This window comes from Methylomonas sp. ZR1 (assembly GCF_013141865.1).
Lineage (GTDB): Bacteria > Pseudomonadota > Gammaproteobacteria > Methylococcales > Methylomonadaceae > Methylomonas.
This window is the reverse complement of sequence record NZ_RCST01000001.1, coordinates 4,743,142-4,764,996: the sequence shown is the minus strand read 5'-3', so window position 1 is coordinate 4,764,996 and position 21,855 is coordinate 4,743,142. Positions and strand designations below refer to the sequence as shown.

Sequence of the window (21,855 nt, the reverse complement as noted above, 5' to 3'; positions counted from 1 at the left end):
CAACAAACTCGCGGAGGCCGGATAAGCGAAAGTATTTCCGGCCTGCAAATTATGCTGGCGAATGATCCTTCAGCCATTCTTTCAAGGCATCGTTCATCCTAGTCTGCCAGCCTTTGCCGGTAGCACGAAACGCCTCCAGCACCTCTGCATCCAACCTAATCCCGGTAAATACTTTCGGTGAATCCTTACGTGGCCGGCCACCTTTAGGCCTAAGCATTTCAACCGCCTGCTCCGTCCCAAATAACTCGGCAAACACCTCGCCGGCGGGGCGCATTTGTTTAAAATCGGTTTCGGTCAATTCGCGGACTTCGCCGTCAGCATCAGTTAACGGTAATGGTTCTGTCATATTTGCGGATCTCTCTTGAATTTGCTTTTCGGAAACTAATGACGCGGATTCCACCAGTCACGGGAGTGAAACATAGGACATGCAGCCGCTCATCCAGATAACCAAACGCAACAAAACGTCGCTCTGGATAATCTTTACGAACATCTTCCGTTGCAATCGCGCTAGACCAATCGAAATCGGCCACTCGCTCGGAGCTTAAGCCACGTTCGAGGATATTTCTGGCGCTTTTTGCAGGGTCGAACTCGATGATCATGAGGCATTAACGTATAAACAAAAACTGGTTAGAGCAAGTTTTTGTTTATACGAAAAGTGATTTTGTGTCGCTATCGCAACGGGGTTCTTTAGAAGTCGGGGCTGGGCCCGACAGCCAACATACTTTCTTTTGCGAGGCCACAAGCTTCGATGCTCAGTGCGAAATAACGGTACAAACCCTTCGCAAAATCATAAACCAGCAAGCCAATTTTAGAGTTTCTACCTAAAACACATCGACCTTGCTCTCACTAGGCCAATGAACTACACTGATCCCATGCACTTTGAATGGGACGACACCAAAAGCGAAACCTGTTTTCGGGAACGCGGATTCGATTTTGCCTATGCGGCCAAGGCGTTTTTTGACCCCAATCGACTGGTTCGAGCCGATAACCGCCGCGTTTACGGCGAAGACAGGTATCAACTGATGGGAATGATTCACCAGCGCCTATTTGTCGTGGTCTACACCCCACGCCCAGGGTCCCTTCGGATTATCTCGGCCCGCAAAGCCAATCAACGAGAGATCAAATTCTATGAAAATAGTACGCATGACAATCGAACCGGATTCAGAAGTTGGCCGCGTCGATCCGGCTCGTATCGATACCACCACGGAAGCCGATATAGCCCAACAAATTGCCCAGGACGAAACCAATGCGATGCTGGATTCCGCGCGCTTCGCCCGTAGAGTCCGCAATCGACTGGGTTTGAGCCAAGCCGAATTCTCCAAACGCATTGACGTATCGCTTGAGACGATTCGTAACTGGGAACAAGGCAAACGCTCACCCACCGGAGCGGCCAAGGCGTTGCTGAAAGTATTGGACAGAGCACCGGAAGCGGCTTTGGCGGCATTGGATTGAGATTTTGTTGCGTCCCTGACGCGGTGGTTGAATGTCGGTTCGCGAACCGACAGCCGCAGTACTTTCTTTTGCGTCGCCAAAAGAAATTACCCAAAGAAAAGGCCACCCGACATTCCGCCTTTATCCTGCGCGTCTTGCTTTTGCCAAGGGTTTTCGGAAGAGGCTCCCAGCCCCTCCGAGAAAACGAGCGGCATCCCTGCCGCCCCCCTATTCGGCTAATCACTCGATACATCCATGTATCTCGCCCTTCGGGTGCTACGCATGCAAATCGGCAATCCTGCCGATTTGTCTCGCCAAAAGCTCCGACGCTCAGGGCGGAATAACGAGAGAAAAACCAACCCGTAATTCGGCAAAACGCCAATATGAAAAATACCACTCTATAATGTAGGATGAGCCGACGCAAGGAGGCGCATCAATCGCGAACGATGCGATGCGCTTCACTTCCGTTCAATACTCCTACGGCCCTCCAATCATAACCACATGTTCAAAAATCTCTTGCAGTTGGCAACTCGACTCTTAACGCATAAGGCACACAAAACGGAACACAATAATCACGAAAACGATGCTGATATTGTCTCCATTCTTGAGTCGCAAGCCAGCGTAGCCTCGATAGTAAAACAACTCAGCAACGAGAAGGAGGTGATCGAGCCGGCCATCCGCTTCTTCTCCGAAAGAAGGCCAGGCATATGGCTGGAGAGAAGGCTTCCGCGCGATTTCGAGCATCCGTCCAACACCTACCTTGGCGGAATTCCCGGCCTTGGCTCGCATTCGGATTGGCCTTACGACAATAAGGGCCTGCGCGCCTTTTTTGTCGGCCAACTCGATTGCCGGGAAATCAACGATTTGCTGCCCGGCTATCTGCCGGACACCGGCATGCTTTGCTTCTTCATCGATCAGGATATGGAAAACTTCTGCGAAGCCGACGACATACGGAAATGTTATGTCATCCACGTGGCGGACGATGGCAAACCCATAATCAACTCTGTTCCCGACGACTATCCCAAAACCGGCAATTGGATGAGCGCTTTGGACGGGTTAAGCTTTCGACGCCATTCGCTTGAAGACAGGGAGTTACAACCCAGGATTTGGCCGAAAGCCGATTTGAAACCGCATAAGATAGCGGCCTTTGTCAGCTCGTACGAATATTGTCTATCCTTATTTCCTTCCGCCGAGCGGAGTCCCAAACAGCCAGCGTTGTGGGAGCCCATTTACTCGGTCGTCCACAAAATCGTGGACGATTATTTGAGCGTCAAACGGGATGCCATCCTGGGGCCGAAAGTTTGCGACGATTCCCACTTCTACACGTTGTTCCCCAAAACCGTTCCGGCGTATTTTCATGAATACAAAGAGAAATCTTATTCGAGCTACGGCCTGGGGTTTCCGTGGACTCGCCTCCACATCTCCCGTACCGTGCAGAGCGCGCTGCGTGCGGCTTGCTACGAATTCAACAAGCTAAAAATGTGGAATGTTTCCGAACTCTTAGGAATTTTGAAGCCGGACGGGCATTACGGCAACAAATACACATGGGGGTTCGCCGGATCAAAAAATAATCCCGGTTTCATTAGCGACGCGGAAGAGCTTCAGGCATTATCGGCCTCTATCAAAGACGGTCACCCTGAATTATGGGACAGATTTCGTTACGCTCTGGAATTGGAGCGGTTTTATCAGGAGGCGAGTTCTTTATTTGAAGCGTATGTGGAGAATCCCTTCGCCGAACCCTCCGCTGATGAAAAAGAACGGTTTGTCGACTGGCTGGCGGGATGGATCAACCACGGCTGCGCGAGAAGCGAGAAGCGATTGGCCGAAGCGCTTGAGGAGAAATCTTTCCCGGTTTTCGATACCGGTTTTGATCTTCCCAGAGAGGATGCAGGGAACAAAGACCTTTGCTTTACTTACTTTTTCGCCAGTAGTTTACAGAGCGCCTGTCATTCGGCATTTTGCGACGCCACCATCATGTGCCTAAGCCATTCCGCCGCCGTATCAGCACTTATCCCGAAGGAGACTTTCGAGTCCCTATTGCGATTACCCGCTTACGACAAACGCTACGGTTTTCATCGCTGCCTTGGATACGGTTATTGCGTTCAACACGCGGCATACCAACATAGAGACAAGGTGTTGCTGCTCGAAGTGCAATCCGACCCGGCCCTGTTTACCAACTTCGGCGACGGGGCGCTGCAGTTCTGGATAAGGCCGGAAGATTTAGCCGCAAGGCGGTTCGATCAAGCATTCGTGACTTCGGAGTGTACATGATAGAACCCACGTGCTGAATGCCGTGAAGCGCATTTCCATGGTTCCCACGCTCCAGCGCAAGAATGCAAGACCGTAACTCGCAATCGTAGGGCGTCAATCGGCGCAGCCGAATTGCGCCGTATGCTGCCCTTCAAACATTCGGCGCATTACGCTAACACTAATGCGCCCTACAAAAACTTCGCAAATATTAAACGGTTTCAAATTTCGCGGCGGGGTTTTCCCGTATGCAGCGCCGAGCACCGGAGCTTTTGAACGGAACAGCCCGTAGGGGGGCGGCATGGATGCCGCACGTTGCCGAAGGGGCAGGAAGCCCCTTTCGGCGACCCCGTTCAAAAGCGAGGAGCACAGGGAACAAGCGGCATCCGGGCCGCCTTTTCTTTGGATACTTTCTTTTGGCGGAGCAAAAGAAAGTATCTCGGCTATCGGGCCGAGAACCGACATTAAAACAAGCCGTCGCGCTAGCGACACAAGCACTTAACAACTTAAGACCGTAACTCGCAATCGTAGGGCGTCAATCGGCGCAGCCGAATTGCGCCGTATGCTGCCCTTCAAACATTCGGCGCATTACGCTATCACTAATGCGCCCTACAAAAACTTCGCAAATATTAAACGGTTTCAAATTTCTCGGCGGGGTTTTCTCCCGTTTGCCGCGCCGAGCACCGGAGCTTTTGAACGGATTAGCCCGAAGGGGTGCGGCATGGATGCCGCACGTTGCCGAAGGGGCAGGAAGCCCCTTTCGGCAACCCCGTTCAAAAGCTTCGGAGCGCAGGGAACAAGCGGCATCCGGGCCGCCTTTTCTTTGGGTACTTTCTTTTGGCGGAGCAAAAGAAAGTACCTCGGCTGTCGGGCCGAGACCCGACTCCAAAACAAACCGTCGCGCCAGCGACACAAGCACTTAACAACTTAGCGCAATATCCCATTGCGATTGCATGACCAAAATCCCGCAACCCCCACCCCAAACAACCAAAACGCTCCCGGCAACGGCACCGTTTGCAAAACCACATTATCCAGGCCGGCGGTTTCGATGATACCGTTGGTAAATTCGCCGTGAATGTACAACCCACTCAAATTGGATAGGACATTTTGAAAATCACTTTGACTGGCGAACACCCCGCCTGTGCTGCCCAACCGCCATTCCGAGGAGGGCGCCAAAGTCAGACTGATATGAGTCCAGCTACTATCCGGCACGATATTCGGGTCGCGTTTCCAGAGTAGGCGTTGGCCGTTGCCAACCAACATGACGTCGGTGGTTTGCCAATTGACAGCACCATCGCGATACGTCAAATCGTAGGACAGCCCGGTAGCGCCGAGCTGCGAGCCCAGGAAAGCCGAGGGAGCGGAGAAGGTAAAATCGCCGGCGTCAGGGTCGGAGGCGGCGAGATAATTGCCGGGATTGCCACCACCTGATACATGACTGGGTTGGTATTGGCCGATGATCGAATAATTGTTCTGGCTGAAATCGGCAAAACTGACGATTTGCCAGTTCTCGCTGTCGACATCGAACGAACTGGACACGCTGGCGAGAATCGGCTGCGACGTCAACAATGCGATAGCAACAGGTAATAACTGTTTTTTGTTCATGAGGGGTACTCCCAAGGTAAAAGCCCGGCACGTGCAACGTGCTTGCTTGGCCACAAGGCCCAAGGCATTAGTGAAAATAGTCGCAATTTTTGTCGAGCCTCGTATCTCCGCCTTCAAATATTCCAAGCATCGGGCTGTTACCAGGCGCAATAAGGCTTAAGGACCTTGCAAATATTAGACGATTTGTAATTTCCCGGCGGGGATTACTCCAGTATCCCACAGTAAGTACCTATCTCAGCTTTTAAACGGACATACGAGACAAGGCCCGCCTTTTTGTCGGCTAAATACAAATTAACTTCTAGCGAACACCCGCAGCCGACAGGCTGCCATACAGAGCAAAAGAACATCAAAGGTTTTCGTGGAAAATATCATTTGGCCGTCAGTTCACGAACTGCCAATAAAATAGTTGCCACGCCAGCGGTGTATACCTAAATGTCCTTAGCGGCATCCTGCACCAAGCCGCTCAAGCACCGAATCAGCTCCCCTCTGGCACTGGTTTTGCGCCAAACCATGCCTATGGTCCGGCTAGGTGCCGGCTCAGCGAATGGCAGATAACGTAGCCCCGGTTCGTCGCGCACCGCGATACGTGGCATGAAGGTGATGCCGGTACCGGCGCGAACCATTTGCCGCAAGGTTTCCAGGCTGGTGGCGCGAAGATCCTGTTCTTCGTCGGCGCCGATTGTTTGGCAGATTTGCAAGGCATGCCCACGCAGGCAATGGCCTTCGTCAAGCAACAGCAAATGTTCGCCGTTTAGATCGTCTGACTCGACTTGCGGCTTGGCCGCCAACGGATGACCGTCCGCCACGGCCAGCAAAAACTCATCGTCGAACAAGGCCTGACTTTCCAGGAAATCCTCGTAAATCGGCAGGGCCAGCAAAGCACAATCCATCTGCCCGCTGCGGAGCTGTTGTAACAATTGTTCGGTTTTTTCCTCCACCAGAATCAGCCGGATGCGCGGTAAATCTCTCTTGATTAGGGGGACCAATGGCGGAAATAAATAGGTAGCCAGGGTGGGAAAAGCACCGAAGCGCAAATTGCCGGCCAACGGGTCTTGGGCCGTCGCAGCCAGTTCCTTGATATTGTCTTGCTCCTTCAAGATGCGCCTTGCCGACGCCACGATCTGCTCGCCTAGCTCGGTAGGCAGCACTTTTTTATTGGTGCGCTCGAAAATCTGGATACCCAATTCATCTTCCAACTTTTTAATCTGGGTACTCAAAGTCGGCTGGCTGATGCAACAACGGTCGGCAGCCTGCACAAAACTGCGCAAGTCGGCAACGGCGATTAAATAATGTAAATCCCGCAGATTCATAGCCACCCCGTAAATAGCCAATAGCTATCGTTTAAATAATAACAATCGATTATAAGTCGATCATCGCGCAGAAACGCGCCTCGGCCGCCAAAGCCGCGACTTAAAATAAAGTCTAAGCAGTCCTTGGTTACCCAAGCAAGCGGCGCATACTGGCTACAGTGGGTAGTCACATTTCCACAACCGCTATAACTTGCCCACAAAATCTGTGGATAAGTCTGTTGGCAACCCGTTAAAAGCCGCGCTAAGTTGTTGCTGTGCTTAGAGTGGTGTTAAATTGTCTAAAATTTATACAATATTCATTTCTTTACACAAACCGGCACTTTGACCGGCCCCAGCCAAGGATCACAGATGATAGATTGGAACCACACCTATGCGGCAATTTGGCGTCAGCGCCAGGCGTTTCTGCGTCCTGTTCGGCAAATCGATCCGATCCGGCTGGATCAACTGCTGGGCATAGAGCCGCAAAAACAGCAAATGATAGACAACACCCTGCGTTTCCTGGCGGGATTGCCGGCGAATAACGCCTTGTTGTGGGGGGCGCGCGGCACTGGCAAATCCTCGCTGGTGAAAGCATTGTTGAACGAATATTTGCACGAAGGTTTACGAGTCATCGAAGTGGATAAACAAGATTTACTGTATCTGCCGGAAATCGTCGACGACATCCGCGAACACAATCAGCGCTTCATTATTTATTGCGACGACCTGTCTTTCGAAAACGGCGACGCACTATACAAGCCGCTGAAAAGCGTGCTGGAAGGCTCTATTGAAATGCCGCCGGAGAATGTGCTGTTTTACGCCACGTCCAATCGCCGCCATTTGCTGCCGGAACATATGCGCGACAATCTGGATACGCTGCTGACTGACAACGAGGTGCATTATTCCGACACCATCGAGGAAAAAATCTCACTGTCCGACCGCTTCGGTTTGCGGCTGGCGTTTTACCCGCAGCATACTCAGACATACCTGGATATTGTCGACAGCTATTTCGTCGATTATCGCGGCAACCGCGAGGCTTTACACAAATCGGCGCTGGATTTTGCCCATCAGAATGCCGCCAAAAACGGCAGAACCGCGAAGCAATTTTTCAATGCCTTTAGTAATGACGAACGTACCGAACAGCTGTAAATGTGCTCTGAACAACACAGCTCCGGCATAGAGCGAGAACCTTTAATACCTAGACCCCCCTGGTTTCGCAGGGGTAACGGTATCGCGGAAAGAATTACCTATAACTGTCTATTTAAAATCTTCGTCGTCGAGAATAATCGAGCCGTCCTGCGCCCAATTCACTTGGGTGATACCCGGCTCCTCGGCTTCCAGCGCTTTAATAATCGCTTCTTTTTCATTCAGGAGTATTTGCTGCGCCCGCACCTGATCGGCCAAGGCCCGGTTTTCCAACAACATCCGTTTGTGCGCCAGACCGTTCTCGACCACATTGACAATTTCCAGATTGCTCCAGGGCTTGTTGATAAAGCGAAATACTTCCGCCTCATTGATGGCGTGCTGGGCGCCTTCCAGATCGGCAAAGCCGGTCAAAACAATGCGCACAGCATCCGGCTGCATGCGCTTGAATAAAATCAAAAAATCGATACCGTTAATACCCGGCATTCGGTAATCGGAAATCACCAAATCAAAGCTATGTTCCTCAGCTAACAACAGCGCTTCCTCGCCGCTGGTTGCGGTAACGGGTTCGTACTGTTTCAGCAACCGCGTCAGCGCTTTCAGCACGTTCGGCTCGTCGTCGACGATGAGTATTTTAATATCTGCCTGGTTCATGATTTTGCACTAACAGTGGTCTATTGATGACATAGTCTGGCAGGTAAAGCCCCTTCTGCAAGTTTAGTATTCAAAAACCGCCAGACGCACCGGACTATTCGGCAGACGCCGATTCCGGCGGCCGAATCGGCAGCCAGACTCGAAACCGGCTACCCTGCCCAAGCTGGCTGCTTACTTCGATTTTACCGCCATGCTTACGGACGATATTCTGCGAAACCGACAACCCTAGCCCGGTGCCCTTGCCGACCGGCTTGGTGGTGAAGAACGGCTCAAACAAACGCGGCAGGTTCTCCGGGGCAATACCTTTGCCGTTATCGCGGATTTCCACCCAGACATTCGGCTCCGTGCAACCGGTACTGATATGAATATCGCCTTTGGTGTCGATAGCGTGCGCGGCGTTAATCAGTAAATTCATAAACACCTGATTCAATTGCGAAGGCAGGCAATAAATCTCGGGCATCTCGCCGTATTGCTTGTGCACGGTGCAATGGTACTTCAGCTCGTTGTTGATAATATTCAGCGTGGAATCCAATCCTTTATGCAAATCGGCCAGTTCCCAATCGTTTTTATCGGCATGCGCAAAATCCTTCAAATCCTGAATAATGTCACGCACCCGCGACAAACCTTCCATGGACTCAGCAATCAATTCCGGAATATCGCCGCGCAAATAGTCAAGCTGCTTGGTTTGTTTCAGCGTGCGCAAATTTTGCAGCGCCTCCTCCGAAAAGTTTTTTTCGGCTAAAGCGGCGTTGTAAGCATCCATCACGCAAAAAACGTCGCGCAAATAGCCGTTAAGCGTATTCAAATTGGAATTGACGAAACCAATCGGATTATTGATTTCGTGGGCAATGCCGGCCGCCAGTTGCCCTATCGCCGCCAATTTTTCCGATTGCAATAGTTGCAAATGTACAGACTGATTCTCCTGATGCCGGCGTTGCACTTCGGCTTCCAGATAGGTATTTTGGTTTTTTAGCCAATCCCGGGCATGCTTCAGTTCCAGCTGGGTTTTGATTCTGGCCAATAGAATCGACAAATGACACGGCTTGTAAAGATAATCCACCGCACCCAGTGACAAACCCCGCTCTTCCTCCAGATCAGAAGTCAAGGCGGTCACGAATATCACGGGAATATCGCCGGTTTTGGGATCAGCTTTTAGCTGGCCGATGACTTCATACCCATCCATATCGGGCATCATCACATCCAACAAAATCAAATCCGGCTTTGGCGCACCACCCGCCAATTGCAACGCACGCTGCCCGTTGGTCGCTACCAAAATCTGGTAATACGGGGCGAGAAACTGCCCGAAAACCGACAGGTTGATAGACTCGTCATCGACTAACAAAATGGTGGCTTGGCGCTCTGTCGATTGTTTATCGGATTCCATCTAAATTCCGTTGGCTTGGGTGAACCATGATCTGGATTGACTGCAAGCGTCTCAGGCAAGCCGATTCCGGTCACGAACCCGCTTTTTGGCGCATCGGCAAAGTTTACCCGATTGTTGATGACATTCCAGCATGAACAGTGTGCCGATAGCCTAAAGTGCCTTTTGGCACTGCTTATAACCGCATATCACGGAGTTTATGCCGTAAAAGCCGATCTGATAAAGACAAATCGCTTACGCCACAAGATTGGATCAGCGAAACCACCAATACACACTAAAATAAAAGGGGAAAACCACTGGCTGTTTTGCCCATGCCGAATAGATCAAACCCCATCATGCCAGGCCTCAACGAAAGCGAAAGCGAAAGCGCAATTGCTACTACTCCTACAGGTTTCCATCGCCTATGACCATCATCCCTCCCGATACCGGACTGCCGGCACACCCAGCTGGCGATATGCTGGCAACGGTCGGCAGTAACGATCAGACGTTACGCATACTGCTCAAATCCGATCTGTCGGTACGCCAAGTCCTCGACACCACCGATTTGCGCGTACGCGCTGCCTGCGGCGGTTTGGGCACCTGTGGCGCGTGTCTGATTCAAACCGTCGACGGCGAATTTAACCCACCGACGCTGGCGGAACGGCAAAAGCTGCTTCCTGAAGATTTGGCTGGCGGCATACGTTTAGCCTGCCAGTTGCGGGCACGCAGCGACTGCACGCTTTATCTGGACAATCCGGCGCCGCATTCCGCCTGGAAAAGTCTGGACCCCACCCCGCTTTATCAAGCCCACGCTAATCCTACCGTTTCCGAGTATGTCTACGGCGTGGCGGTCGATCTGGGGACGACACACATCCGCCTGTCATTGTGGAATCGGCAATCCGGCCGACGCATCGGCACCCGCTACAGCATCAATCCACAAGTCGCGCATGGCGCGGACATTCTGACCCGGCTGGATGCCGAGCGCCTGGACGATCAAGATTGCCGGCGCATAGGCCGGGAAGCGCGCGCGGCCATCATCGACGGCATACGCGATATTCTCAGCCGCGATATGGGCGAAATAACGCCGATACTGGCGGAACTGGGCAAAGTATTAATAGTGGGCAATACCGCGATGTTGACGCTGATTTGCGGCAATAGCGGCGACTGCCTCTACCAGCCCGAGAACTGGCAAAGCCCTATCGAATGTCTGCCCGCCGATGCCGATGCCTGGCGGCAGATATGGCGCACACCGCATGCCGACATCGACATCGCCCAACCGCTGGCTGGTTTTATCGGCTCAGATTTACTGGCCGACCTGCTCGCAACCGGGATTACTGAACAATCGCAACCGATGCTGTTGGCCGACTTCGGCACTAATACCGAAATCGCCGTGTGGGACGGCAGCAACCTGTGGGTCAGTTCCGTGCCGGGCGGCCCCGCTTTCGAAGGTGTAGGTATGCGCAACGGTTTAACCGCAGAAGCCGGTGCGATTTGCAAAGTGTCGGCAAGCGGCTTACGGACGATAGGAGATGTCCAGGCGCGCGGCTACTGCGCCAGCGGCTTCATTGATGCCATTGCCTTGCTACTGGACCAAAAGCATCTAAAACCGTCCGGACGCTTCGCCGAACCGCAGTCCGAACAAGGCTTTTTATTGCAAGCCGACATTCCCAAAAGTGCCATTTTTGCGAGCGACATCGATATTTTCCAGCGTGCCAAGGCATCGACAGCCGCTGCCATGTCACAATTGATGTCGTACGCAGGCTTGGCAATAAGCGATTTGAATCGTCTGTGGATTTGCGGAAGTTTTGGTCAACATTTGGACCTAAACAGCGGGTTTCGGGTTGGCTTACTGCCTCCTATACCCCCCGAACGGGTCAGCCTGCTGGCCAATGCCAGTCTGGCCGGCTGCGAACAACTGCTGTTGAATCCGGCCGGGCCAAGTCTGTTAAACAATATTGTGCAACGGGCGCGCGTGGTCAATCTTGGCGGGGTTTTCGAATATGAAAACCGCTTTATCGACAATTTACGCTTGCAGCCCATGTCCATCGAGGAATTCGAATAATGCTCGACGCTTATATTCAATCCTATAACCAGGCGGTATTCGAAACCGATAAGCCGGCCGCCCTGGAGGTCGTCAATCACGCCTTAAACGACGGATTCAGCCCCGAGGATATCGTCTTCAAATTAGTTATCCCGGCCATCGAGTTGATGATGACCTTAATCGAAAAAGATCCGGATGCCAATCTGGCCCAGCATTTCATGACCGCGCAAATTGCGGCCGACGTCACCGAAAAAATGCTGGAAAAATTCAGTAAACCGCCGGAAATGATAGGCCGGGTCGTCATCGGTGCCGCCTACGGCGACTTGCATTCCTTGGGCAAACGGATCGTTAGCGGCTGCTTGAAATCGCTGATGGTGGATGTGGTCGACCTGGGCACCAACGTCACTGCCGAAAAATTCGTCGATACCGCGGTAGCCGAGAACGCCCAAGTCATCGCGGTTTCCGCGATGATGGTCCACACCGCCACCAGCGAAAAAGGCAGCCTGGGTGTGCGCAGTTTGTTACAAGAACGTGGTCTGGAACAACAAATCAAACTGGCGGTAGGCGGCGCTCCCTACCGTTTCGATCCGGAGTTGTACACCAAGGTCGGTGCGGATGCCTGGGCGCCGGATGGCGTCACCGCCGCCAAAGTCATCGTCGATCTGATTCGCGAGGTCAAGCCATGACACCTATGGAAATCCTCACCGCGGCGGCGACCGGCAACCCCGCGCCGCGCATTCCGGTTTTTTGCAATATGTCCGATCACGGCGCCCGAGAATTGGGCATGCCCGCCAAGCAATACTTCAGCAGGGGCGAATATGTGGCCGACGGCCAATTACGCCTGTTGCGGCGCTACGGCTACGACAACATCTGGAGCCTGCATTATGTTGGCAAGGAAGCGGAGTTGCTGGGTTGCCGGGAAATCCTGTTTGCCGACGACGGCGTTCCAAATGTCGCGGACTTCGTCATCAAAAACCTGGACGACATTGCCAAACTCGACATTCCCACCGACATTACACAGCATCCGGCCTGGCAATCGGTTGCCGACTGTCTAAAGATTTTGTGCTGCGAAGTCGGCACCACGCATCCGATTTGCGCCTACGTCACGGCCTCGACCACCTTGCCGGCCATCTTGATGGGTATGGATAAATGGATGGAGTTATTCCTGCTCGGCCCGTTTGATGTCCGCGACGAACTGCTGCGCAAATGCTCGGATTTCTGCCGGCAGGAAATCGCCGCCTTACGGGCCTTGGGCGCCAATGTGTTGATTTACTCCACGCCGTTTGGCTCGCCCTACTTCGTCAGCCGCAAGCAAATTGAGCAAAAGGTGATGCCCTGGATGCGCCGGGACTTGCTGCCGGGCGGAAATGAGGACATCGTTTATTACTGCGGCATGGCGGGTTTTAACGATGTGATCGATTTGGTTTTCGATGAACTTCACATCAAAACTCACTACATCAGCCCACTTGCCGACTTAGCCGAAGCCAAACGCCTGATCGGTAATCGCGGCCTGACCTGCGGGGTGATCGACGATATTAAAATGATTCACTGGAGCACCGAGCAAACCCGCGCCGAAGTGCAGCGTATTATCGAAATCGGCAAAACCGGCGGCCATTTTTTGTTCGGTAACGGCGTCATGCCAATGGCTGTGCCCGAGGCCAATATTCGGACTATGGTCGATGCAGCATTCGAATACGGGAGACTGCCATGAAAACCTTCGCGATACATCCGGAAAATCAAACTCCGCTGACCATGGTGGGCTGCGGCATTTTGCGTAAGGAAGTGGACGGACTAATCGCGAAAAATCACTGGAACGTGCATACCCATTATCTGGATTCGGCCTTGCACAATTACCTGAATCGTTTGTCGACCGAGCTGAATCAGGCGCTGGAAGAACGCGAGAAACTCGGCGAAAAAACCGTGGTGTTTTACGGCGGCTGCCACCCGTTGATGGAGAAATATCTGGAGGGCCACCACACTTGCCGCACCCACGGCCAAAACTGTATCGTCATGCTGCTCGGCTACGAGTTATTCATGCAGGAACTGGAAAAAGGCGCGTATTTTTTACTGGAAGACTGGGCCTTGACCTGGGAACCCATGATCACCGCCTGCTTCGGCGCAAACATGACGGTGATCAGGGAGATATTTCACAGTAGTCATAAATATATTCTGGCGCTGCGTACCCCCTGTAACGGCGATTTCAGCGCCGCCGCCGAAACCGCCGCGCGCTTCGTGGATTTGCCGCTGGCATGGATGGATGTCAGCCTGGAGCATTTGGAAACCGTTTTGGCCGATGCCATCCAACGCCGGCTTGCTGCGGAACAATGACCCAAGCGCCCTCCCATCAAGAGTTGCAGGACCAAATCAAGCAATTGGAAACCCGCGTCCGCAAGCTTTCGGAAGAAAAAGCGAATCTATATTTGATTCTGCACATGCTGGAGTTGTTAAACCCCATCGCCGGCGTCGAAGGGTTGTTAGAGAGCTTAATGACTGCTTTGTGCGGCAGTTTGGGCGGCAGCAATGTCGAAATTTATTATCTGGACGCAGGGGCAATCCATTACGCCAATTTAGCCGGCGAACGCCAAATTATTGATCATATCGACGATCCCTTAATCAACGAAGTTTTTCAGCAGCGCCGCTTTGTCGAACAAACCTCGGATTCTGAGCACACGCTACTGCGCGGCATGACGCCGGCCATTGCCTGCACCTGGGTCATGCCCTTGCAGGTGGGCAAAGAATTAATCGGCGCCATCAAAATGACCGACATGTTGGGCTCCGCGCAAATGCGCGATTATCTATCGCCGTTTTTCTCGCACATGGCGCTGATATTGAGCAATGAAATCAAAACCCGCATCGCGGAAAGCGCGAACCAGGCCAAAAGTAATTTCCTGGCCACCATGTCGCACGAAATCCGCACCCCGTTGAACGGTATCTTGGGAATGGCGCAACTGCTGAGTCTACCTGACTGCGACCCAAGCAAGCATCAAGAATGCGCCCGCACTATCCTCGCATCCGGACAGACTCTATTAACCCTGTTAAACGATGTGTTGGATTTGTCTAAAATCGAAGCCAATCGGCTGGAGCTGGTTTACTCTGCCGCGCAGCCTCGGCAAATCATCACCGAAGTCCAGTCGCTGTTTGGGGAAAGCGCACATCAGAAAAACCTGCAAATCGAAACCGTCTGGCTCGGCCCAAGCGAGCAATGCTATCTACTGGATCAAATCAGAGTCAGGCAAATGCTGTCAAATCTGGTCAGCAATGCCATCAAATTTACCCATCATGGCGTAATCCAAATCCAGGTAACCGAGTTGCGGCGGCAAGACTCGCAAGCACAACTGGAATTTTCCGTGTCCGATCAAGGCATCGGCATTGCCGCCGACCAACAGAGCCTACTTTTCAAACCCTTTACCCAAATCGACGCCAGTTCGACGCGGCGTTACGCCGGCACCGGTCTGGGCTTATCCATCGTCCAACGCTTTGCCGGGCTGATGCAGGGCGAAGCCGGCGTGGAGAGTAGTCCGGGCAGGGGCGCCCGGTTCTGGTTCAGAATTCGCTGCGACCTGGTTGACTATCAACTGCATAACCACAATTCCGCACAACAACGCTTACCCGTCCCGTGCGCGGAGCTGTATTCCGCAGCAGTCAATGCCGAACATTATCAAGATGCGCCAGCCCATCCGGAGCAACCCTTCTTTGCGGCAGCCGACCCGGCAATCAGTGCGGAAGACATCGCCTTGCTGCACCACAACCAAGAATTACGGCCGCTAATGGACGAACTCGATAACTTATTGGCCAAAAACATGTTCCATGCCATTAATCACGTTAAAGCATTGCAAAATTTACTGCGCGCTAGTGCGCTAGAACCACGGTTTTCCGAAATAGCTCAGTCGGTTAACGAAATGAAATTCGACCAGGCACGCCAGCTGTTGCGGCAGCTTTATTCAGCCTTGGGTTGGAATGGAGTACAAACCGAATGAACAGCAAACAATTGAAAATTCTCGCCATCGACGACACCCCCGCCAACCTGGCCTTGTTGGGTTTGGCTTTGCAGGACGATTACCAAATTCAAATCGCCACCTCCGGCGCTAAAGGCTTGGAACTGGCGCAGGATGAGCCGCCTGATCTGATTCTGCTCGACATCATGATGCCGGATATGGACGGCTACGAAACCTGTCGGCGGATCAAGGCCAGTCCGCTGTTAAAAGACATTCCGATTGTGTTCGTGACCGCTTTGAACGAAATTCAAGCCGAGGCCTTGGGCTTTTCTCTGGGCGCCGCGGACTATTTGACCAAACCCATCAGCATCGAAATCGCCCGCTTGCGGATTCGCAATCTGTTGCAACGCGAACAATTTCGTCAAGAACTGCAACGCCGCGAGGCTGGGCAACGCCTGGCGGCCAGTGTATTTGCCCACACTCACGACAGCGTCGTTATTACCGACAGCGAGAACCGCATCATTGATGTCAACGCGGCTTTTAGTCGAATTACCGGCTACGCGCGCGAGGAAGTGCTGGGTAAAAATCCCAGTATTCTCAAATCCGGCCGGCAATCCGCGGAATTTTACAAAGCCATATGGCAAGCACTGAACGCACACGATCATTGGAGTGGCGAACTCTGGAACCGCAATAAAAAAGGCGAGGTTTTTGCTGCGCTGACCTCGATTTCGGTAGTGCGGGACGACGACGGCAAAATTCATCATTACATCGGTTTGTCGGCCGACATTACCCCGCTGAAGAACCATGAATACGATCTGGAACGCATCGCCCATTTTGATCCGCTGACCGGCATCCCCAACCGCGTATTACTGGCAGACCGCCTCGCCCAAGCGCTGGCCCACACACACCGCGCCGGCAACCATATGGCGGTATGCTATCTGGATCTCGACGGTTTTAAGCCGGTCAACGACCAATTCGGCCACGAAGCGGGGGATCAGTTACTGATAGAAATTTCCCTACGCATCCGCGACTGCCTCAGAGCCGGCGATACCGTCGCCCGCATCGGCGGCGACGAATTTGTGCTGCTCTTGCTGGATTTTAACGACACCCGCGAATGCGAGGCGGTATTGGAGCGCATGCTCTGCAAAGTCGCGGAACCGTTGAGCATAGATGATAACCAGGTCTGCGTATCGGCCAGCGTGGGCCTTACCCTATACCCTGATGACCTGGCAAGCGCGGACACGCTGCTGCGGCATGCCGACCAAGCCATGTATGTCGCCAAACAGCGCGGCAAAAATCGCTACCACCTGTTTGATCAGGAACTGGACAGAATAGCGCTGGTCCGCGGCGAGACCTTAACGCAAATCGAAGCCGCGCTGCTCAACAACCAGTTCGAATTGTATTTCCAACCCAAGGTCAATATGCGCCTGGGTAAAGTGCTGGGTGCGGAGGCTTTGATTCGCTGGCGGCATCCCGAGCGCGGCTTATTGTCGCCTGCGGCGTTTTTACCCGACATAGAAGGCACCGAACTGGTCATCGCCCTGGGCAATTGGGTATTGGCCCGCGCCCTGGACCACCTGCAAACGTGGCAAGACATGGGCTTGAACATTGCCATCAGCATCAATATCGCCCCGCGCCACTTACTGCACCAGGATTTCGTCGACACCTTGAAAACCGGCTTCGCTGCGCACCCGCAACTGCGCCCCCACTGCCTGGAACTGGAGATACTGGAAACAGCCGCACTGGAGGATATTGGCCGCGTCACCGCCGTGATGAAGGAATGCCAAAAACTGGGCGTCGGCTTTGCATTGGACGATTTCGGTACCGGCTATTCGTCGCTAACTTACCTGAAAGCCTTACCTGCCGACACCTTAAAAATCGACCAATCCTTTATTCGCGACATTCTCGGCGACCCGGAAGATCTAGCCATCGTCGCCGGCATTATCAATCTCACCGCCGCCTTTCATCGGCAAGTAATAGCCGAAGGCGTCGAAACCGATGAACATGGCTTGCTATTGCTGAAACTGGGCTGCGACAACGCTCAGGGCTACGGCATTGCGCGGCCGATGCCTGCTGCAGATTTGCCCGCCTGGATCAGCCACTGGCATCCTAATCGAGAGTGGTTGGAAAAATCACATCCCCAAGCCGGAGCCGCCGAAAAGTAACTATGGCTGATGACCACCATGATGCATAGCATGTCCACCGGGCACAGCATGGCGAGCGTGGTCGCTGAGTTGGGCATCGAAGTAGCTGTGCACTGCCTCAATCAGCTGCTTATCTTCACTCCGATACTCGATCTCGGCACCGTTCGGCAATTCCCGATAGGCAAAACTGACTTTCCCGGCTGCCGACGCCAAGGCGTTTAGCCCCGGCATGTCATCCCCATGAATGCGCCGCGGCCCTGAAAAATCGCCAGCCGCAAAATGTGTAGCCAGTTGCGACAGATGACTGCGCACTAAGCCAATTTGTTGGCTGTCAGCAGCATCCTTAGCGATCACTTGTTGAATACCACCAGTATCAGTCTTATTGAAAATATGCAGGGTTTTTTCCAGCGCAAACGGCATGACATGGCTGCCGCGCTCTTGCACTGCGTCTAAGCGCGATGGATCGACAGGTGGAATAGCCTGGACAATAGGAGCCGTTAGCACCAACGCCGCAATCAGTAATGATTTGTTCATTTTAATCTTCCTTTATCTGTAACTGCCGGTTCAGGTATCGTCACTTGGCTTGCGAATAATCACGGTCGACAAGGCCAACAATAAAATGCCGCCGGACACCAACAAAATGCCCATATCGGCCTGATGATGGGCTTGAATATCCGCGATCAACAACCTAGCCAACGCGGTGATGGCAATGTAAATCAGACAACGCACCGGCATTAGGTTGGTTTTGAAATAGATGCCGACCATCGCACCCAGCTCTAAATAGATAAACAACAGCAAAATGTCACCAATGGTGGCGTGGCCTTGCAGCATCATGCCGCCGTAAGCCACCACCGCCGACCAGACAATACTGGCACCAATGACAAACAAGGCCAAATAATGAAATATTTCGATCAGCAAATTGCCTATTTCGTCCGCCAGCAATTTGGCCTGCTCGTTCAATTGTCTGAAACGCTGAATATCCAAAATTTTACCTCACTGAACGGGCTGAGTATGCGCAGGCATCGCTGCGGGCATCTGGCCTGCCTGGACGATTTTCAAGCCGCGTTGCGCCATCATCACGCCCATCGCGATCACCAATATTGCGGAAACCTTTACCAACTGGCGCATGAAAATCGGCGACAACAGGCTGGCGAAGAACCCAAATCCGAGCAAGGGCGCTAACGTACCGAGACCAAACCAGAACAGCATCGACGCGCCCTGTAGCGGGTCGCCGCTGCCTGCAGCCATCACATACATGGCTTGTAACGGTCCACAACCCAGCAAAAAACCGGTCAACAAGCCGGTACGCAAAGCACTGCGCGGTTTGCGCATTTCATCTGCAAGCTGGCGATTGACGGCCTTGGGCATGCGCAAGGTAAAGCGGCGCAAGACGGCAAAGACGTTGAGCATCTTCAGACCGTACAGCAACAAAAACAGGCTGGCAGCTAAAGCCAGTCCGCCGCGCATCGGCGGGGTAATCGCAATGGCGGCGCCCAACAAGCCAAATCCGGCGCCGAGTGCGCTGTAGGACAAGGTTTTGCCGACTGCGTAACGTAAATGCGCCAGCAGCTGGCGAGATTTGGCTTGACGGGGATCGGTGTAACCCACCACAAAACCACCGCACATACCGATGCAATGAAAACCGGTGAGAAAACCGATGCCCAACAACACCGCTTGGTCCATGTGCGGTGATATTTGTTGCATCACGCCGGGCATCAAACTCTTGCCCCAGAACGTCACGCCGCCGACCGCTAACAATAACAACAGAAAAATCAACAGGCCTTTCAGCTTACCGCCGGCAGGCCGCGGCGTCAGTGCCACAGCGTAACCCTTGGCACGAATGGCTTGGTCTATCACCGCTTCGTCGGCAAGCTGGTCGTCGAATTGCACATCCACCGTCGCTCGCGCGTAGCTGACATCCAGCGTTATCACACCCGGCAAATCGGCCAGCGCTAGGCGAATGGTGTCTTCGCAACCAGGGCAGTGCATGCCTTCGACTGTTAAATGCCTGTTGATCATCGTCATATCCCGCTCCCTGACAATTGGCGCTTTCCGGTTAGACCACCAGGAAATCGCGCATCATGCCCATATCTTCATGTTCCAGGTTATGGCAGTGGTACATGAATAAACCTTTGAAATCCTGGAAGGGCTTGATGATTTTGACCCGCTCGCCCGGCATCACCAACACCGTGTCTTTCCAGCCGCCTTCGATAAAACCCTCTTTAACCGTGGCGTAATCTGCGCTTTCGTTATTGGCGATAGTTCGGCTCAGGATTTGAAAATATTGGCCGTGCAAATGAATCGGATGGGCCATGGACATCATCATACCCATTCCGCCTCCCATACCGCTCATACCGCTCATACCGCCCATGCCGCCCATCTGATGCCCACCGGCTTCTGCGTTCTCGCCGCCGTGGCGCATGCCCATCATACCCATGCGCCGGTGCTCACCTTCGCCCTGGTTGTTATCACCATGCCGCATACCACCCATCATGCCCATACCGCCCATTTTGTGGGAACCGGCATCGGCCTTCTCGGCACTGCTGTGCTCGCCACCGGCTTTATCGCCGTGTCCGCCACCGCCATGCGCATGAAAAATTTCCAGCAATTGCACGGTATTTACGGGAATGCGCTCGCTCGGCAAAATATCGTTATAAGCATAAGGCCGGCCATTTAAAACCATGCGCATCGGCCCTTCCGAAATAGCGATGGGCACCGGTTTACCGGGATTGGCTGTGTCGTTTACGCTGTAATGGTTAATTTTCGCCAGGCTGTTAGGTAATTTCGGACTATCACTTTGCTGCCGGGTGACTTTCACCGTAAAAATCGGATAGTCGCTACCCACCGGTATGGCGCTGGCATGCATACCCATGCCGCCACCCATACGGCCATGATCGCCTTGACCACCGCTCATCATCCGTTCGGCCATGCCCGGCAATACGCCGGAAAAAGAACGGCTGCGCAACACCAACTGAGAGCCAACTTTACGCCCGCTGAAATCCGCCCAAATATCCAAACGCTCGCCGGGGGCCAGCATCACGTATGGTTTATTGACCGGTGCTTCCAACAAACCGCCATCGGTGCCGATGACGGTGATAGGCGATTTGTCGTCCCAAGCCAGTTTGTAGATGCGCGCCGTTGAGCCGTTGAGGACGCGGAAACGATAAGCTCGACTGGCGACGTCGAGCTGAAAATTGGCCAGACCGTTCACTAAAATCCGGTCGCCGTAAAAACCCATCATTCTGTCGTGCATGGCATGCACATATTGCAATTGATTATTCGCGTCGAACTTGCGGTCCTGAATCACGATCGGCACTTCGTATTCGCCGCCGGGCAGTTCCAGGCGCCGTTCTTCCTCGTCGTTCACCAAAATCGCACCCGCCAAACCGTGATAAACCTGCTTGGCTGTGGTGTTGTGCGGATGCGGATGGTAAATATTCATGCTGGCGCGGTTGAGCATTTCAAATTCGTACACAAACACTTGGCCGCTGTCTATCGTGTACAGCGGATGCCCGTCCACTTCCGCAGGTACATGCAAACCATGCCAGTGGGTAATACTCGGTTCGTTAAGCTGATTATGCAGATTGATTCTGATCTTTTGGCCCTTTTCGAAGCGCAGTATCGGCCCCAAATAAGAGCCGGGAATTTCCGTTAAAGTCTGCGCCGGTCCCTTCACCAATTTCGCAAAATACTGCTGCACGCGCGTGGGCTGGCCGGGCAAAATAGCCACCGCGTTTGGTTTGCAGATCAAGTCCAATTCCACGTCCGGGTGAAAATTGGCCGAGGCTTTGCGCGGCGGCATCGTCGGCATCTCGGCCATGTTTTCCATCGCTCTCAGCCATGCGGGCGCCGCAGCCCACGCCATTAATCCCGCTCCACTTTGTGCAAAAAAGCGCCGACGTGACGTATTGATTGAATAAGACATATACCCTCCTCAAACGATTTTTTATAGTTATACGCCAGGCGGTTGGCACCGGATGGCGGAATCAACGGCGTAGCACAACCGTCA

The 21,855-nt window shown here is 53.2% G+C and carries 19 protein-coding genes and 1 pseudogene; 10 read left to right on the top strand and 10 right to left on the bottom strand.

From position 1 onward, the window contains the following. Positions 1-49: 49 nt before the first annotated feature. Together DDY07_RS21735 and DDY07_RS21730 are read right to left on the bottom strand one after the other, a co-directional pair. Positions 50-346, bottom strand: coding sequence for a BrnA antitoxin family protein (locus DDY07_RS21735; protein ID WP_171697413.1), 297 nt, complete (start codon positions 344-346; stop codon positions 50-52). Next, positions 321-599: a BrnT family toxin gene (locus DDY07_RS21730; RefSeq protein ID WP_171697412.1), complete on the bottom strand. Its 279-nt coding sequence runs from the start codon at positions 597-599 to the stop codon at positions 321-323. The genes DDY07_RS21735 and DDY07_RS21730 overlap by 26 nt, the downstream gene beginning before the upstream one ends. Before the next feature lie 255 nt (positions 600-854). Here DDY07_RS21730 and DDY07_RS21725 point away from each other — a divergent pair. From DDY07_RS21725 to DDY07_RS21715, 3 genes and pseudogenes are all read left to right on the top strand, one after another. Beyond that, positions 855-1,106, top strand: a pseudogene (locus DDY07_RS21725) (BrnT family toxin); the annotation flags it as partial. A 22-nt stretch (positions 1,107-1,128) separates the two neighbouring features. Beyond that, complete coding sequence (locus DDY07_RS21720) at positions 1,129-1,452, top strand: DNA-binding transcriptional regulator (protein WP_036276131.1); 324 nt, start codon at positions 1,129-1,131, stop codon at positions 1,450-1,452. Positions 1,453-2,091: 639 nt separating this feature from the next. Next, positions 2,092-3,702: a DUF1963 domain-containing protein gene (locus DDY07_RS21715; protein ID WP_171697411.1), complete on the top strand. Its 1,611-nt coding sequence runs from the start codon at positions 2,092-2,094 to the stop codon at positions 3,700-3,702. Positions 3,703-4,605: 903 nt separating this feature from the next. Here DDY07_RS21715 and DDY07_RS21710 read toward each other — a convergent pair. Both DDY07_RS21710 and DDY07_RS21705 read right to left on the bottom strand, forming a co-directional pair. Further along, positions 4,606-5,283, bottom strand: a complete 678-nt coding sequence (locus DDY07_RS21710; protein WP_171697410.1) for a laminin B domain-containing protein — start codon at positions 5,281-5,283, stop codon at positions 4,606-4,608. A gap of 428 nt (positions 5,284-5,711) precedes the next feature. Then, the gene (locus DDY07_RS21705) at positions 5,712-6,614 is read right to left on the bottom strand and encodes a LysR substrate-binding domain-containing protein (protein ID WP_367650896.1); all 903 of its coding nucleotides are present in this window, start codon (positions 6,612-6,614) and stop codon (positions 5,712-5,714) included. A 327-nt stretch (positions 6,615-6,941) separates the two neighbouring features. On the opposite strand from DDY07_RS21705, the gene DDY07_RS21700 reads away from it, so the two are divergent. Then, on the top strand, positions 6,942-7,718 hold the full coding sequence (locus DDY07_RS21700; protein ID WP_171697409.1) for an ATP-binding protein: 777 nt from the start codon (positions 6,942-6,944) through the stop codon (positions 7,716-7,718). Between the two features lie 108 nt (positions 7,719-7,826). Here the strand turns inward: DDY07_RS21700 and DDY07_RS21695 are convergent, their stop codons facing one another. Beyond that, complete coding sequence (locus DDY07_RS21695; RefSeq protein WP_033157719.1) at positions 7,827-8,366, bottom strand: response regulator; 540 nt, start codon at positions 8,364-8,366, stop codon at positions 7,827-7,829. A 94-nt stretch (positions 8,367-8,460) separates the two neighbouring features. Then, positions 8,461-9,750 (bottom strand): ATP-binding protein, encoded by a 1,290-nt coding sequence (locus DDY07_RS21690; protein ID WP_171697408.1) that lies wholly within the window; start codon positions 9,748-9,750, stop codon positions 8,461-8,463. 400 nt (positions 9,751-10,150) lie between these two features. On the opposite strand from DDY07_RS21690, the gene DDY07_RS21685 reads away from it, so the two are divergent. From DDY07_RS21685 to DDY07_RS21660, 6 genes are read left to right on the top strand one after another with little or no spacing between them, the layout of a single operon-like run. After that, positions 10,151-11,788 carry an ASKHA domain-containing protein gene (locus DDY07_RS21685; protein ID WP_171697407.1) on the top strand — a complete coding sequence of 546 codons (1,638 nt, stop codon included), beginning with the start codon at positions 10,151-10,153 and terminating at the stop codon, positions 11,786-11,788. Then, entirely contained in the window at positions 11,788-12,453 is a 666-nt protein-coding gene (locus tag DDY07_RS21680; RefSeq protein WP_171697406.1) for a B12-binding domain-containing protein, read from the top strand. Before DDY07_RS21685 ends, DDY07_RS21680 begins: the two co-directional genes overlap by 1 nt. After that, positions 12,450-13,478, top strand: a complete 1,029-nt coding sequence (locus DDY07_RS21675; RefSeq protein WP_171697405.1) for a uroporphyrinogen decarboxylase family protein — start codon at positions 12,450-12,452, stop codon at positions 13,476-13,478. Before DDY07_RS21680 ends, DDY07_RS21675 begins: the two co-directional genes overlap by 4 nt. Beyond that, entirely contained in the window at positions 13,475-14,095 is a 621-nt protein-coding gene (locus tag DDY07_RS21670) for a DUF1638 domain-containing protein (RefSeq protein ID WP_171697404.1), read from the top strand. Before DDY07_RS21675 ends, DDY07_RS21670 begins: the two co-directional genes overlap by 4 nt. Then, on the top strand, positions 14,092-15,744 hold the full coding sequence (locus DDY07_RS21665; protein ID WP_171697403.1) for a HAMP domain-containing sensor histidine kinase: 1,653 nt from the start codon (positions 14,092-14,094) through the stop codon (positions 15,742-15,744). Before DDY07_RS21670 ends, DDY07_RS21665 begins: the two co-directional genes overlap by 4 nt. Further along, the gene (locus tag DDY07_RS21660; protein WP_171697402.1) at positions 15,741-17,867 is read left to right on the top strand and encodes an EAL domain-containing protein; all 2,127 of its coding nucleotides are present in this window, start codon (positions 15,741-15,743) and stop codon (positions 17,865-17,867) included. The genes DDY07_RS21665 and DDY07_RS21660 overlap by 4 nt, the downstream gene beginning before the upstream one ends. Here DDY07_RS21660 and DDY07_RS21655 read toward each other — a convergent pair whose 3' ends face one another. Genes DDY07_RS21655 through DDY07_RS21640 form a run of 4 tightly spaced genes read right to left on the bottom strand, consistent with a single transcriptional unit; the run spans position 17,868 to position 21,771 of the window. Further along, complete coding sequence (locus DDY07_RS21655; protein ID WP_171697401.1) at positions 17,868-18,380, bottom strand: aspartate carbamoyltransferase; 513 nt, start codon at positions 18,378-18,380, stop codon at positions 17,868-17,870. It lies immediately after the preceding gene. Positions 18,381-18,410: 30 nt separating this feature from the next. After that, positions 18,411-18,830 (bottom strand): phosphate-starvation-inducible protein PsiE, encoded by a 420-nt coding sequence (locus tag DDY07_RS21650; protein WP_171697400.1) that lies wholly within the window; start codon positions 18,828-18,830, stop codon positions 18,411-18,413. A gap of 9 nt (positions 18,831-18,839) precedes the next feature. Beyond that, on the bottom strand, positions 18,840-19,871 hold the full coding sequence (locus DDY07_RS21645) for a sulfite exporter TauE/SafE family protein (RefSeq protein WP_171697399.1): 1,032 nt from the start codon (positions 19,869-19,871) through the stop codon (positions 18,840-18,842). Between the two features lie 31 nt (positions 19,872-19,902). Then, complete coding sequence (locus DDY07_RS21640) at positions 19,903-21,771, bottom strand: multicopper oxidase family protein (protein WP_171697398.1); 1,869 nt, start codon at positions 21,769-21,771, stop codon at positions 19,903-19,905. Positions 21,772-21,855 lie beyond the last annotated feature (84 nt).

Bases quoted from the DNA above. Each gene is read 5' to 3' on its own strand.
- DDY07_RS21735 (WP_171697413.1), bottom strand. From the start codon at position 346: ATGACAGAACCATTACCGTTAACTGATGCTGACGGCGAAGTCCGCGAA.
- DDY07_RS21730 (WP_171697412.1), bottom strand. From the start codon at position 599: ATGATCATCGAGTTCGACCCTGCAAAAAGCGCCAGAAATATCCTCGAA.
- DDY07_RS21720 (WP_036276131.1), top strand. From the start codon at position 1,129: ATGAAAATAGTACGCATGACAATCGAACCGGATTCAGAAGTTGGCCGC.
- DDY07_RS21710 (WP_171697410.1), bottom strand. From the start codon at position 5,283: ATGAACAAAAAACAGTTATTACCTGTTGCTATCGCATTGTTGACGTCG.
- DDY07_RS21700 (WP_171697409.1), top strand. From the start codon at position 6,942: ATGATAGATTGGAACCACACCTATGCGGCAATTTGGCGTCAGCGCCAG.
- DDY07_RS21695 (WP_033157719.1), bottom strand. From the start codon at position 8,366: ATGAACCAGGCAGATATTAAAATACTCATCGTCGACGACGAGCCGAAC.
- DDY07_RS21690 (WP_171697408.1), bottom strand. From the start codon at position 9,750: ATGGAATCCGATAAACAATCGACAGAGCGCCAAGCCACCATTTTGTTA.
- DDY07_RS21685 (WP_171697407.1), top strand. From the start codon at position 10,151: ATGACCATCATCCCTCCCGATACCGGACTGCCGGCACACCCAGCTGGC.
- DDY07_RS21680 (WP_171697406.1), top strand. From the start codon at position 11,788: ATGCTCGACGCTTATATTCAATCCTATAACCAGGCGGTATTCGAAACC.
- DDY07_RS21675 (WP_171697405.1), top strand. From the start codon at position 12,450: ATGACACCTATGGAAATCCTCACCGCGGCGGCGACCGGCAACCCCGCG.
- DDY07_RS21670 (WP_171697404.1), top strand. From the start codon at position 13,475: ATGAAAACCTTCGCGATACATCCGGAAAATCAAACTCCGCTGACCATG.
- DDY07_RS21665 (WP_171697403.1), top strand. From the start codon at position 14,092: ATGACCCAAGCGCCCTCCCATCAAGAGTTGCAGGACCAAATCAAGCAA.
- DDY07_RS21660 (WP_171697402.1), top strand. From the start codon at position 15,741: ATGAACAGCAAACAATTGAAAATTCTCGCCATCGACGACACCCCCGCC.
- DDY07_RS21655 (WP_171697401.1), bottom strand. From the start codon at position 18,380: ATGAACAAATCATTACTGATTGCGGCGTTGGTGCTAACGGCTCCTATT.
- DDY07_RS21645 (WP_171697399.1), bottom strand. From the start codon at position 19,871: ATGACGATGATCAACAGGCATTTAACAGTCGAAGGCATGCACTGCCCT.
- DDY07_RS21640 (WP_171697398.1), bottom strand. From the start codon at position 21,771: ATGTCTTATTCAATCAATACGTCACGTCGGCGCTTTTTTGCACAAAGT.